Origin of the sequence: Nonomuraea sp. NPDC048882, from assembly GCF_040649755.1 — a bacterium.
In the GTDB taxonomy this organism is placed as follows: domain Bacteria; phylum Actinomycetota; class Actinomycetes; order Streptosporangiales; family Streptosporangiaceae; genus Nonomuraea; species Nonomuraea maheshkhaliensis.
Map to the genome: position 1 here is coordinate 187,217 of NZ_JBEZGB010000011.1, position 13,421 is coordinate 200,637.

A 13,421-nucleotide genomic window follows, 5' to 3' on the forward strand; every position below is an offset into this window, starting at 1 on the left:
CCACACACCGAATGTGATCGCCGCCACATCACGTAGACCCTGCTCAGAAGTGCTCCTTGCGGATGAGACCGTGCACGCCGGTGGTCCGATCCACCACCTGGGAGATCTCGAAGTCGGTCGCGGCCGACAGGTAGGCGTAGGCGACGGCGCGATCCATCCCCTGGTCGTGCTCCAGGAAGTCGAGCGCGTTGACGACTGCGCGGCGCATGGCCACGTCCAGGTCGTTCACCTGACCGTTCCTGGAGCCGTCCGGGTCGGACAGGCCGATCGGCAGCCAGGCGTCCTCCGTCTCGCCGAAGGGGTAGCGGAAGGCGACGGATGGGGCGTCCCCCGAGCCCTTCTTGCACACCGTCAGTCGGAACGTGGCCCGCAGCGAGCCCTCCATCGCCGTCAGCGCCACCTCGCCGCCGCCCATCGCGTGGTGGGGGTCGCCGGTGTAGAAGAGCGCGCCTTCGGCGAAGACCGGCAGGTAGAAGGTGGCGCCCGCGCCGAGGTGGGCGATGTCGATGTTGCCGCCGCCCAGGGTGGGCGGGATGCTGTTGAGCAGCGGGTCGGTCGGCCGGCCCGCCTCGGCGAACGCGACGCCCATCACCCCCATGAACGGGTTCAGCGGAAACGTCACCTCCCCCTTCCTGCCGCGCTTGAGCACGCCGCTGGCCACGCCCTTGCGTCCGTGCCGGACCGGGGTGAACACCGAGACGTTGCCGTATCTGAGCGGATCTCCTGTGGGGCGGCCGTCGGTGGCCACGGGCGGCATGACCTCCTCCAGCGTGATGCCGTCGGGGGCGCCGCCGTTCGCCTGCCGGGCCAGCGCCCCCTTGCCGTGGCGGCTGGACACCACCCCGTACGGGACGCGGGGCAGCATGGAGAGCATCTCGACCTTGAGCACGTCGCCGGGCCGCGCGCCGGCCACGTGGATCGGGCCCGTCACGACATGGGGGCCGTCGAGGTCGAAGTCCCTGGGCGTGCGGTCGTAGTCGCGAGCGATGGCGATGGCGTCCTGGAGCACGTCCGACCGGGGCACGCCGTGCCGGGCGAAGTAGGCGACGGGGTCACGGCCCTGGTCCTCCAGGATGCCCTCGTGCGAGACCGTGTCGACGGTGACCGTGTCGCCGGACCTGATCCGCAGCACCGGCTCGCTGCCCAGCGCGGGCACGTACCCCCACGTGACCTGCTCGGTCGTGGACGGGAGGTAGTGCCTGCCGTGGATCGGCCCCTTGCGGGGCTGCAGGATCTCCTTCGGCAGCGTCGGACTGGCTGCGGCACGATGAGCGCCGGCCAGCACCGCGCCGCCCGCGCTGGTCAGGGCCGCCGCCACACGCAGGAAGTTCCGTCGTCCGTACGTCTGCGACACGCTCATGATTCTCCTAACGGAGGCGGAGGGTGATACCGAGCATGTAGGACGTCTGTTACGTCCCCGTTTCGGATCGGGTGTTCCTCGCGTCAGGAGTGGAAGGATCTGAGCCACGTCCTTAAGGAAAGGCAAGTGTCATGGCTCCCAGCATCGCGACCGCCCGCCGCGTCGAACTGCCCGAACTGCTCGACTTCCTCCGTCCTCGCCACCACGGCCTGCTGTCCACCACGCGCGCGGACGGCCGGCCGCAGCTCTCGCCGGTCTCCTGCGGCGTCGACCAGGAGGGCAGGATCGTCGTCTCGACCTATCCCGACCGCGCCAAGGCCGTGAACGCCCGCCGTGACGACCGCGCGTCGATCTGCGTCATGTCCGACGACTGGAACGGGCCGTACGTGCAGGTGGACGGTCGCGCGGAGGTTCTGGACATGCCCGAGGCGCTCGAACCGCTCGTGGACTACTACCGCTGCATCGCCGGCGAGCACCCCGACTGGGACGAGTACCGCGAGGCCATGCGCCGCCAGGACAAGTCCCTGATCCGGCTGCACATCGACCGCTGGGGCCCGATCGCGACCGGCGGCTTCCCGGCCCGCCTGGTCTCCGGCGACTGACCCCCCAATCAACGAGCAGGCGTACGGGGGCGGTTCCACCAGAGGGAGAGCGACAGGGCGGTGACGATGAAGATCGCGCCGCCGGCCGCGAAGGCGGCGGCCGTGTCGACCCGCTGCCTGATGACGCTGAAACTGCCCGGCAGGGCTTCGAGCGCGGTCTTGAGCTGGTCGGCGTTCTCGGCGCGGTGGTAGGCGCCGCCGGTGGTCTGGGCGATCTGCTTGAGCGCGGGCTCGTCGATCATGCGGATGTTGCGTCCGCCCCGGTCGAAGCCGCCGCCACCGCCCCAGCCGCCGCCCCACCCGCCGAAGCCGCGGCCGTCGAACTGGGAGTTCTCGCAGACCATGGGGGCCGGAGTCGTGGTGCCGAAGCCGATGGGGTAGACGCGGACCCGGCGCAGGGCCGCCTCCTGGGCGGCGGTCTGCGGGTCCACACCCTGGGTGTTGGCGCCGTCGGTGAGGACGATGATCGCGGCGGCGGCGTGGCCCTCACCGGCTCCGGTGCCGGGGTCAGCGCCAGTGGGGGCGACCGACGGGTCCACCTCCGCGATGGCGTCGAGCGAGGTCAGCATGGCCTGTCCGATCGCGGTGCCACGGGCGACGGTGAGGTTCTCCAGCGCCTCGGTCAGCGCGTCGGTGTCGTCGGTCGGCGGGACGAGCAGGCCGGCGCTGCCCGCGAACGTGACCAGGCCGATGCGCGGCCCGCCCTCCAGCGACTCGATGAAGTCGGCGGCGGCCTTCTTGGCGGCGGTCAGGCGGTTGGGGTCCACGTCCGTCGAGCACATGGAGCCCGAGGTGTCGAGCGCGAGCAGGATCGTCGCCGCCGTCTGCGGCACGGGCACCGACGCCTGCGGCCGCGCGGCCCCGACCGCGAGCAGGGCGAGCCCGGTGACGAACAGCGCGGGCGGGATCTTGCGGATCCACCGCGTCCGGCCGGGCAGCGCGCTGCGGACGAGGGCGATCGAGGTGACGCGGACGGCGGCCCGCCGCCGGCGGCGCAGCGCCCACCAGCGGATGCCCAGGATCAGCGGGATGATCAGGATGGACAGCAGCGCCCACGGCCATGAGAACGTCATTTCAGATCACCCGTCCTGATCGGAGCACGGTGAGCGCCGCTCCTGCGGTGAGCAGTACGAGGGCGAGCCCGATCAGCCCGCCGGCGAGAGGCAGCGGCTCGTCGGAGACGGTGAGCCGCAGGTCGATCGTGCCGGCGACCCCGTCGAGCCGCGCGGTGTCGGTGGCGGGGTGGTACTCGCCGCCGGTGGTCTGCGCGATCAGCGTGAGGGTGTCCTCGTCGAGCGAGGTCTGCAGGTTGTACCCGTCCACCTTGACCGCCGCGCCCGCCGTGGTGCCGACGCCGACGGTGTGGATGTGCACGCCCGCCTGCTGGGCCAGGGCCGCGACGTCCTCGACGTCGTTGCCCTGGTTCTGGCCGTCGGAGAAGATCACGATCGTGGCCGACGGCCAGTAGCCGAGGTCGGGCGGCGGGGCGCCGTCGCGGCCGAGGGCCGCCTGCTTGCCGGTGATCGCCGTCAGCGAGGCCGTGATGGCCGCTCCCAGCGAGGTGCCGCCGGCGACCTTCAGCCGGTCGATGGCCTTCAGCGCCACGGAGTGGTCGGCGTCGGGCCTGGCGGTGGTGAGCGCACCCCGTTCGAACGCGACGACCCCGATGTCCACGCTGTCCGGCTGCGCCGCCACGAACGCGCGGGCCGCCCGCTGCGCGCCCGCCAGCCGGGTGGGCGCGACGTCGTCCGCGCTCATGCTGTTGGAGACGTCGATGGCCAGGATGACGGTGCCCGCGGCCCGCGGGACCGGCACCATGGCCGCCGGCCCGGCGGTGGCGATGGCGAGCACGGCGATGCCGGCGATCGTCAGGCCGACTCCCAGGTACGCCCGGCGTCCGCCCGGCACGGCGAGGCCGGCCGCGGCGAGCGCGGCCTTCCTGCGGCGGGCCGAGACGACGGCCGCGTAGGCGAGCGCCGCCGTGACCAGCAGCCCGACGGCCAGCAGCAACGGAGCGGACCACGTCATGGAGCCTCCCCCGCGAACCCGATCGGCCCAGTGATCGGCCCCGTCATGATCAGCGCCGTCATGACGTCCGCTTCCCGGTTCTGGCGACGACCTCGACGAGCGCCTCTCCGAGGTCGCGGTCGGTGTCGATGCGGTGCACCGGCACCCCGGCCCGGCGCATGCCCGCCGTGAGCCGGGCGTCGCGCTCGTCCACGGCGGCGCGGAACCGTACCTGGAGCAGCGGGTCGGCGGAGTCCACGACGAGTTGCTCCCCCGTCTCGGCGTCCTCGACCACGATCAGCCCGGCCTCGGGCAGCACGTCGTCGGCGGTGTCCACGATGCGCAGCGCGACCACCTCGTGCCGGCGGGCCAGCCGCCGCAGGGAGCGCTCCCAGTCGCCCTCGCCGATGAAGTCCGACAGCACGACGACGAGCGCGCGGCGGCGCGCGAGCCGTCCGGCCGCGTCGATCATCTCCGCCAGGTCGGTGGTGCTGCCGCCGCGCGTCCCCGACGTCCTCTGGAGCTCGGCGGCGATCCGCAGCGCGTGCCGCCGGGAGGTGCCGGGCGGCACGACGCGCAACATCCCCGTGTCGAACAGCACGGCTCCGACGCGGTTGCCGCCCCGCCCGAACAGCCGGGTCAGGACGAGCGCGAGCTCGGCGAGCACGTCGTGCTTGCCGCGCCCCGGCCGGCCCGCCCCCATGGAGGCCGAGCGGTCGAGCACCAGCCACACGGTCAGCTCGCGGTCCTCGGTGAACACGCGCAGGTGCGGCTCGTCCAGCCGGGCGGTCACGTTCCAGTCGATGTGGCGGGCGTCGTCGCCTTCGGTGTACGGCCGCAGCCCGGTGAAGTCGATCCCCGAGCCGCGGTACGTCGTCCTGTGGGCCCCCTGGAGCCGGCCGTCGAGCCTGCGGACGACCTTCCACTCCAGGCGGAGCAGCAGTTTCTCTGGGGCGGTTGCCATGGCGGCTCAGCGGTTCTGCAGGACGACGTCGGGCGCCCTGACGGCCCCGAGCACCCTGGTGATGATCGTGTCGGGATCGACGTCGTCGGCCAGGGCCTCGTACGACAGCACCAGGCGATGCCGCAGGACGTCGAGCGCGAGCTCGGCCAGGTCGTGCGGCAGCACGTAGTCGCGCCCGCGCAGGAACGCCAGCGCGCGGGCCCCGGTGACGAGCGCGATGGAGGCCCGGGGACTCGCCCCGTAGGTGACGTACCGCTCCAGGTCGCCGAGCCCGGCGGTCGCGGGCGAGCGGGTCACGCCGACCAGCCGTACCGCGTAGTCGACGATGGCCGGATCGACGTACACCTGCTGGGCGCGCGCCCGCATCGCGATCAGGCCCTCGGGCGTCACCATCGGCTGCGGCGGCTCGGGTGGGCGCAGCGCCCTGGCGACGATCGCCTGCTCCTCGGCCTGCGCCGGGTAGTCGACGATCACCTTCATCATGAACCGGTCGACCTGCGCCTCGGGCAGCGGATAGGTGCCCTCCGACTCGATCGGGTTCTCCGTCGCCATGACCAGGAACGGCTCCGGCACCTTGAACGTCTCGCGGCCGATCGTCACCTGGTGCTCCTGCATCACCTCCAGCAGGGCGCTCTGCACCTTGGCGGGGGCGCGGTTGATCTCGTCGGCCAGCAGCAGGTTCGCGAACACCGGGCCCAGCTCGGTCCTGAACTCCCCCGAGTGCTGGTGGTAGACCCGGGTGCCGACGAGGTCGGCGGGCACCAGGTCGGGGGTGAACTGGACCCGCTGGAAGCTGCCGGACATCGCGGCGGCCAGCGACCTGACCGCGAGCGTCTTGGCCAGGCCCGGCACGCCCTCGACCAGCAGGTGGCCGTCCGCGATCAGGGCGACGGCCATGCGCTCCAGCAGTACGTCCTGTCCGACGATGGTGCGTTTGACCTCGAACAGCACCTGTTCGAGCGGGTGGTCTGACGGGTTGGTCGAGGTCATGCGGTGTTCCCTCTCGTCGGTCAAATCAGCGGCCCGTCGCCGGGCGGGCCGTCGCCTTCGGTGCCCCCGCCCAGGGCCAGGCCGATCGGCACGGCGAACGCGATGCCGGCGAACGCCTCGTCGCCGCCCGGGTCGGCGATGGAGACGACGATGCCGACGACCAGGCCGCGGGCGTCCAGGAGCGGGCCGCCCGAGCTGCCCGGGTTGACGGAGGCGTCGAACTGGATGAGCCCCCTCAGGTCGCCGTCCTCCTTGCTCCGGTCGGCGGTGCGGTTGAGTCCCGAGACGACGCCGGTGGAGACGCTGTAGGTGAGGCCGAGTGGGTTGCCGATCGCGACGACGGGCGCGCCCACGCTCACGCCGCCGCCGAGCGTCGCGGGGACGACGATCTCGGGGAGCTTGGCGGGCTTGAGGGTGGCGACGTCGAGCTTGGGGTTCGAGGACGAGACCGCGGCCTTCGCCTTGGTGCCGTCGGCGAACGTCAGGTTCACGTCCTTGGCGCCGTCGATGACGTGGTGCGCGGTCAGGATCGTGCCGTCGTCGGCCGCGATCACCCCGGTCCCGAGCGACCGGCCGGCCTGGATGACCACCACCGACGGCCCGACCAGCTTGAAGACGTCCGGCACCGTGAGCGTCGTGGTGGGCGTCGGCGTGGGGCTCGGCCTGGGCGCGGCCCCTTCGATCTGCCCGCCGCGGCCTCCCAGCCAGTACGCCAGCACCGCCACGACGACGAGCGCGGCGAGTGCGGCGCCCCCGACGGCGAAGCGCCGGGCTCGCCCGGCCACGGCTCCCCGATCCGCCAGAGCCTCGGCCGCACCGGTTTCCTGCGGCGCGTGCCCCATCGCCCCATAGTCATAAATTTATGTTGAAAGTGCTACAAACTTCGCCTGAGAACTTCATGAGAACCGCTTCCCCGCAGCTCACCGGGGTCGGCGTTATACGACCATGGCCAGATAACCAGCGAGATCATCCGCCGAAGAAGTCGAGATACCGACATAACCGTCAGGCCGGATCAGCGTGTACCGCTCCCCTCCGTACGGCTCCGCCACCCGGTACGCCCGCACCTCAGGCCCGCCCCCGCTCCACGGCTCGGCCGCCAGCAGCGTGAAGTGCGGGCCCCTGAGCAGGTCGAACATGCGCGCCTCCGTCCCGTCCGCCAGCCGGACCCCGCCGTCGGGGACGCGGTCGCCGCCGTGCCCGGCCAGGGAGCCGCCCCGGTAGGAGAGCGAGAGCTGGTAGGTCTCCTCGTCGCGTTTGACTGACTTCCTGTCGTGCAGGTCCGTGCTGAGGCCGAGCATCCCGGCGGCGACGGGCCGCCGCTCCTCCTCGTACGTGTCCAGCAGCCCCTCCGGCGCCCCCGCCAGCACCCGGGCCAGCTTCCACCCCAGGTTGTACGCGTCCTGCACCCCGGTGTTGAGCCCCTGGCCGCCCGCCGGCGAGTGCACGTGGGCCGCGTCGCCGGCCAGGAAGACGCGCCCGGCGCGGTAGCGGTCGGCGAGACGGATGTTCACCCGGTAGAGGGACGACCACAGCAGCTCGGTCAGCCGGACCCCGCGCAGCATCGACCGCTCGGCGAACAGCCGCTGGTACCAGGCCGGCGTGTCCTCCGGCTCCACCCCTGGTTTGAGCGGGGCGAGGAGCTGGAAGGCATCGGTGCCGGCCATCGGGTAGAGGGCCACGAAGCCCTTTCCCGGCCGCGCCCACGCGTGGATGTGATCCCGGCCGAGCCCCTCCACACGCACGTCGGCCAGGGCGGCGCGTTCCTCCTCGCGGGTCTCGCCGGTGAAGCCGATGCCGAGCGACTTGCGTACCGGACTCTTGCCGCCGTCCGCCGCGACCAGGTAGCGCGCTCTGACCGTCTCCCCCGTGCCCAGCGTGGCGCGCACCCCGTGGGCGTCCTGGTCCAGGCCGGTCAGCGCGGTGCCGTACTCCACCTTCCCGCCCAGCTCCGCCAGGCGTTCGCGCAGCACCGCCTCCGTACGCCACTGTGGGTGCATCAGCACGGTCGGGTACGGGACCGCGTCCGTCGCCCTGGCGGGCCTGTGCATGCGGGTCTGCCACACGGGCACCCGCCCCAGCCTGACCCGCACCGGCGGGTACGGCGTCGCGACGCCCAGAACGCGGCCGATCACGCCGAGGTCGTCGAAGACCTCCTGCGTCCGCGGCTGCAGGCCCTTGCCCTTGGAGCCTCCTGCGGGCTGCTCGGCCTGCTCGACGACGCGGCAGGAGACGCCGCGGCGGGCCAGGTCCACGGCGAGGGTGAGGCCGGTGGGACCGGCGCCGGCGACGATGACGTCCGTAGTGGGTTCGTTCATGGAAAGGGACGGTGTCAGGCCGCTCTGCCGGATCGCTGTCAGCCGCTGCCGGGCACTGTCAGCTGCCGTTTCTCCCCCGGCGGCGACGGGCCTCCGGCAACCGGCTCGGGACCGCCCCGGAGCGTGTTAGAAAGGCTCATTGTCCGATGATGAGGTGTGCCGAGTGATTGACGATGTTCTCCGTGCCATGGCTGAGAAGATCACCGATGCGGCACCTGCGGGTTGGCGGCGTGCCGAGGTGCGGGGATACGCCACCGGCGACGGCGGGTCCGGCCACCACGGCTTCCGGTTCGACCCGGCGGGAGACGGCGACGGCATCGACCTGCATCCGCAGTTGTGCGCCGTCCACACCCACTACGGAGCGAGCGGCGACCATCTCTCGATCGAGCTGACCGTCGAGGCCAGGGGCCGGTTCGAGGCGGTGGTCAGCGAGTCGCTGGTGCGCGAGGACGACCGCGGCTTCCTGTACGTACTGCGCCCCGGCGTCCTGCCGCCCGACCCCGGCACGTACCAGCCGGGCCCGTCGATGGCCACCCCGGCGGGCAACCCGCAGGAGGCCGTCGCCCTGCTCGGCGCGTACCTGCGCGGACGCGACCGCGCGCTGCGCGGCAAGGACACCTACGCGCCCCCACCCGCGCTGCCCGAGCACCATCGCCGGTGGCTGGAGGCGCGGCTGCAGGTCCCGCTCCCCGAGGACCTCCAGGCCCTCTACGCCCACGTGGACGGCGACGGCGGCGAGGGGCTGCTGGCCGGCCACCACTGGTTCGGCCTGGAACACCTGGAGAAGATCAGCCGCCCGGAGAACCGCACGTGGGCGGCGAGCCGCGCCTGGCGGCACCACCTGCGCCGGCCGCTGGTCACCAGCACCGGCGGCCCCCCGCTGGCGGTCCGCCGCGCCTCGGACCATCCGCACTGGATCCCGTTCGCCACCGACCCCCACGGCGACTACCTGGCCGTGGACCTGGCCCCGGGCCCCGGCGGGCGTCCCGGCCAGGTCATCCGCATGGGCAGGCACCACGACGACGGCCCCGTCTACGTCGCCGACTCGGTGACCGGCCTGCTGCGCCGGCACGTCAACGCGTTGCGGGCGGGCTCGTACGAGGTGGGGCAGGGCCGGCGGATCCGGATCGACATCGACGGCCAGGACGAGCACGAGCCCGACAAACCAGACGAACTCACGATCGCCGGCACCGACGCCGCCTCCATGCGGGGCCTGCACCAACATGTGCAGAAACTCTCCATCCGCAACGCCCCCTGGGCCGACTTCGCCCCCGTGCGCGGCGCGCCGATGTTGTGGCAGGTGAATGTCGAGAACTGCCCGGGCGCCGACCTCGCGCCGCTCCAGGACACCCCCGTGGAGCTGCTCGACCTGGCCATGGACCGGATCGACCTGGCGCCGCTGGCCGAGCACGCCACGCTGCGCTTCCTGACGCTGCGCACCGTCCGTCCCGTGGACCTGTCGCCGCTGCTGTCGTGTCCGCGCCTGTACGCGCTCGACCTGTCCGAGGCCACCTCGATCCGCGACCTCAGCGTGCTCTCCGAGCTGAAGGATCTGCTCTACCTGCGTCTGCGGCGCGGCCAGTGGGAGGAGCTGTGGGAGCGGTCCGGGCACCCGCCGGGCCTGGCGGCGGCGGGGCTGGCCGCCGAGCCGCCACGGGAGAGGGGCTGGTGGTGGTCGGGCGAGCAGGCCGTCGAGCCGTCGTTGCGGACGGTGGCCGGGTGGGTGGCCGATCTGGCGGGCGACTCGACGGACGTACGACTCATCAAGGGCAGACTCTCCCGGAGGCGCCGGCGCGCGTTTTGACCGGGCGTATGCTGGTGGCGGTGCTTCAGGGCGCCCCCGGTCCGCGGGAAGGGCCAAGCCCACCTGATGTCCTTCGGTAAGACCCGGCCCGACCTCTTTTCCGGCCTGAGCATGCGGACGGCAGGCCAGACGGAAAGGAGGCCATCGTGCCCGTCCATCGGCTGCCCGACAACCCCAGCCTCGAACGGCTCCGCAAGCAGGCCAAGACGCTCCTGCGCCAGGTGGAGGCCGGCGTCCCCGAGGCGCGCGGGCTGGTCGCCGAGTTCCATCCCCGGCCGCCGCGCACGTTCAAACTGGCGGACGCGCAGCTCGTCACGGCCCGGATGTACGGGTTCGCGAGCTGGCCCCGGCTGAAGGAGCACCTCGGCACCGTCGAGCGTTACACCCGTTCGCCGCACCGCGTCCCTGTGCGAGCGGAGCCGCCGGAGGAGTTCCTGCGGCTGGCCTGCCTCACGTACGGGGCCGACCATCCCGGGCGTACCGGTGAGGCGGCGCAGCTGCTGGCCCGGCAGCCGGAGCTCGCCACCGCGAACGTCTTCACCATGGCCGCCACCGGCTCGGCCGACGCCCTGGCCGCGACGCTGGACGGGGATCCGGGACTGGCGCGGGCGCAGGGCGGGCCGTTCGGCTGGGAGCCGTTGCTGTACCTGACCTACGCCCGTCTGCCCGGCGCTTCGGGACGTTATGTGGAGACTGCCCAGGTCCTGCTCAGCCACGGCGCGGACCCGAACGCCGGATTCCTGTGGGACGGTCTGGTCTCCCCCTTCACCGCACTGACCGGCGCGTTCGGCGGCGGAGAGCAGGACCAGCCGCCGCACCCCGAAGCGCTCGCCCTGGCCAGGCTGCTGCTGGAAGCCGGCGCCGACCCCAACGACAGCCAGACCCTCTACAACCTGGGCCTCGGCGGCTCCTTCACCGACGACACCACGCACCTGCGGCTGCTGCTGGAGTTCGGGCTGGGCCGGGGCGGGGACGGGCCGTGGTACGCCCGGCTGGGGCCTGTCCTGCAGTCGCCGCGCCTGCTGCTGCGGGAGGAACTGGTCACGGCGGCGCTGCGCGGGGGGCCGCGGCGGGTCCGGCTGCTGCTCGCGCACGGGGTCGAGGTGGACGGGATCGGCGGGCATCCGGTGTTCGGGGGTCGGACTCCGTACGAGCTGGCGCTGCTGAACGGGCACACGGAGGTGGCGGAACTCCTCGCCGCGGCGGGCGCCTCCGCCGTCCTGGAGGAGATGGACGCGTTCACCGCCGCCTGCATGCGCGCCGACGCCGGCGCGGTGGCCGCGCTGGGGCCGGACGTGCGGGCGCGGGCGCTCGCCCGGCATCCCGAGCTGATCAACCGCGCCGCCGAGCAGCGCAAACCGGCCGCCGTACGGCTGCTGGCCGGCCTCGGCTTCGACGTCGACCACCCGCACGGGGGCACCCCGCTGCACGCGGCCGCATGGAGCGACGACGTGGAAACGGCCAGAACCCTGATCGAACTGGGCGCCGACGTCACGATCAAGGACAGCCGGTACGACGCCACCCCGCTCGGCTGGGCGGAGTACGGCGGCAAGGAACGCGTGGCCGCCTACCTGCGCGAGTCGACCTCGCCATCCGACGAAACGCCCTGAGGGAACCGCGGTCCGGAGGCGGAGCCGGTCCGGCGGACGGACACCACAGACAACCACGGCTACTTCCCGCTCGACCCCGGCGAACTGGGCGACCGACGGGATCATCTTCCTCAAGAACGTGCGCGGGCCAGAGCCGGAAGCACCCTGATCCAGAACGCGCGCGCAGGCTCCGAAGGGCACCGGCCGGGGGCGGTCAGGGCAGGAGGGTGTGGGCTGCGGCGAGCCAGCCCTCGCGGGCGCTCGGGTAGCGCGGCGCCCAACCGGTGGCCCTACGGAAGCGGGCGTTACGGACGCGTAGCGAGCGGGTGAGTGAGGTGAGCCGGTCGCCGAACGCGTAGGCCAGCCGTCCGGGCCCACGCACCCACGGGGCGGCACCGGCGGCGCGGGCGAGTGCGTCCGCGTACGCCCGCTTGGTCAGCGGCTCGTCGTCCACGACGTTGTACGTGCCGCCGGGCGCCGCCAGCGCGGCCACCACGGCGGTAGCGGCGTCGGCCAGGTGGATGGAGGAGACGTAGCCGCCGAGACGGCCGAGGACGACGGCGACGTGGTGGCGGGCCTGGGCGAACAGTTGCTCGCTGTGCGAGGCGCCCGGCCCGTAGAACCAGCCGAGGCGCAGCACGACGGCCGCTCCCCCGCCGGTCTCGGCAAAGTGGTGGGCGCTGGCTTCGGCGGCGAAGTTTCCCCTGGTGAGGGGGTAGTGGTCGACGGGGGCGTCCTCATCGAGCCAGCGGTCGCCGCCGTCGCGGTAGAGCATGCTGACCGACTCCTGCACGAAGCGGGCGGCCCCGGCGTCGAGGGCGGCGGCCGCGACGGCGGCGGAGCCCTCCGCGCGTACCCGGTGGTTGGCGCGCAGGGCCTTGGTGCTCATGAAGCGGCTCATCGAGGGGATGGCGGTGGCCAGATTGATCACGGCGTCGTGCCCCTCGAACACCTCCGCCAGGCCCGCCCGGTCGAACAGCGACACCCGTACGGGCCGGGCACCCTGCCGTTCGAGCGTGGCGGCCTTGTCTGGGGTGCGGGCCAGCGCGGTGACCTCGTGGCCGGCCGCGACCAGCGCCGGGACGGCGTGGCGGCCGAGCGCGCCAGTGCCGCCCGCGATGAAGACTCGCATAGTGAGAGAGTACTCTCTTACCATGGCGAGATCCACACCGGGCGTCACCCGGCAGCGCCTCATCGACGAGGCCGTCAGGTTGATCTGCACGCGCGGCTACGCCGCCACCTCGGTCGCCGACATCCAGGCCGCCTGCGGGCTGACGACCGGCTCGGGCGCGCTCTACAAGCACTTCCCCTCCAAGCAGGCGCTGCTGGAGGCCGCGGTGCGGCGCAACCTGGAGCGGATCGTCGAGCGGGGCGGCGAGACGGCCGTCGCGACCGGCGATCCGCGGGCCGACCTGGAGCGGATGGCGCGGGCCGTGTGGGAGGTGATCGAGCGGGATCGGGAGCTGATCCGGATCATGCTGCGGGAGTTCGACGGGTTCGGCGAGCTGTTCGAGGGCATGTGGCAGGGGGTGATGGCCGGCGTGTACGCCCAGGGCGCCCGGTGGATCGAGGAGCAGCGGGAGCTGGGCAACGTCGAATGCGCCGATCCGGAGGCCACCGCGGCCGTACTGCTGGCCTCCCTCACGTACTATCCGCTGCTCCGCCTCATGATCGGCCACACGCCCGGCGACCTCGGCCCTGAGCGGTTCCTGGCGGCCTGGGCCGAGCACGCGGCCGTCACACTACGGGTGCGGCCTCACCTGTCCTGACCTCGCCCGCTCCAGGCGTGC

Annotated in this window: 12 protein-coding genes; 4 read left to right on the plus strand and 8 right to left on the minus strand. The window is 72.8% G+C overall.

Annotated elements, in window-relative coordinates; genetic code table 11:
* Nucleotides 1-43: 43 nt before the first annotated feature.
* Nucleotides 44-1,360, minus strand: coding sequence for an acetamidase/formamidase family protein (locus AB0C27_RS34770; protein ID WP_357852918.1), 1,317 nt, complete (start codon nt 1,358-1,360; stop codon nt 44-46).
* A 131-nt stretch (nt 1,361-1,491) separates the two neighbouring features.
* Between AB0C27_RS34770 and AB0C27_RS34775 the strand changes: the two genes are divergently transcribed.
* A complete protein-coding gene (locus AB0C27_RS34775) occupies nt 1,492-1,962 on the plus strand; it encodes a PPOX class F420-dependent oxidoreductase (protein WP_357852921.1) in 471 nt (156 codons plus the stop codon).
* 8 nt (nt 1,963-1,970) lie between these two features.
* On the opposite strand, the gene AB0C27_RS34780 is transcribed toward AB0C27_RS34775, so the two are convergent.
* From AB0C27_RS34780 to AB0C27_RS34805, 6 genes are all read right to left on the minus strand, one after another.
* Nucleotides 1,971-3,035, minus strand: coding sequence for a VWA domain-containing protein (locus AB0C27_RS34780; RefSeq protein ID WP_357852923.1), 1,065 nt, complete (start codon nt 3,033-3,035; stop codon nt 1,971-1,973).
* A 1-nt stretch (nt 3,036) separates the two neighbouring features.
* Nucleotides 3,037-3,990 carry a VWA domain-containing protein gene (locus AB0C27_RS34785; protein WP_357852926.1) on the minus strand — a complete coding sequence of 318 codons (954 nt, stop codon included), beginning with the start codon at nt 3,988-3,990 and terminating at the stop codon, nt 3,037-3,039.
* 58 nt (nt 3,991-4,048) lie between these two features.
* Nucleotides 4,049-4,933, minus strand: coding sequence for a DUF58 domain-containing protein (locus AB0C27_RS34790; RefSeq protein WP_357852929.1), 885 nt, complete (start codon nt 4,931-4,933; stop codon nt 4,049-4,051).
* A gap of 6 nt (nt 4,934-4,939) precedes the next feature.
* On the minus strand, nt 4,940-5,923 hold the full coding sequence (locus AB0C27_RS34795; RefSeq protein ID WP_357852931.1) for a MoxR family ATPase: 984 nt from the start codon (nt 5,921-5,923) through the stop codon (nt 4,940-4,942).
* Nucleotides 5,924-5,943: 20 nt separating this feature from the next.
* Nucleotides 5,944-6,765 carry a trypsin-like peptidase domain-containing protein gene (locus AB0C27_RS34800; protein ID WP_357852934.1) on the minus strand — a complete coding sequence of 274 codons (822 nt, stop codon included), beginning with the start codon at nt 6,763-6,765 and terminating at the stop codon, nt 5,944-5,946.
* 93 nt (nt 6,766-6,858) lie between these two features.
* Nucleotides 6,859-8,238, minus strand: a complete 1,380-nt coding sequence (locus tag AB0C27_RS34805) for an FAD-dependent oxidoreductase (RefSeq protein ID WP_357852937.1) — start codon at nt 8,236-8,238, stop codon at nt 6,859-6,861.
* Nucleotides 8,239-8,425: 187 nt separating this feature from the next.
* On the opposite strand from AB0C27_RS34805, the gene AB0C27_RS34810 reads away from it, so the two are divergent.
* Both AB0C27_RS34810 and AB0C27_RS34815 read left to right on the plus strand, forming a co-directional pair.
* Entirely contained in the window at nt 8,426-10,042 is a 1,617-nt protein-coding gene (locus tag AB0C27_RS34810; protein ID WP_357852940.1) for an SMI1/KNR4 family protein, read from the plus strand.
* A gap of 146 nt (nt 10,043-10,188) precedes the next feature.
* Nucleotides 10,189-11,652, plus strand: coding sequence for an ankyrin repeat domain-containing protein (locus AB0C27_RS34815; protein ID WP_357852943.1), 1,464 nt, complete (start codon nt 10,189-10,191; stop codon nt 11,650-11,652).
* A 193-nt stretch (nt 11,653-11,845) separates the two neighbouring features.
* Here the strand turns inward: AB0C27_RS34815 and AB0C27_RS34820 are convergent, their stop codons facing one another.
* Nucleotides 11,846-12,763 carry an NAD(P)-dependent oxidoreductase gene (locus AB0C27_RS34820; protein ID WP_357852946.1) on the minus strand — a complete coding sequence of 306 codons (918 nt, stop codon included), beginning with the start codon at nt 12,761-12,763 and terminating at the stop codon, nt 11,846-11,848.
* A gap of 22 nt (nt 12,764-12,785) precedes the next feature.
* Here AB0C27_RS34820 and AB0C27_RS34825 point away from each other — a divergent pair, with 22 nt between their 5' ends.
* Nucleotides 12,786-13,400, plus strand: coding sequence for a TetR/AcrR family transcriptional regulator (locus AB0C27_RS34825; protein WP_357852949.1), 615 nt, complete (start codon nt 12,786-12,788; stop codon nt 13,398-13,400).
* Nucleotides 13,401-13,421: the final 21 nt, after the last annotated feature.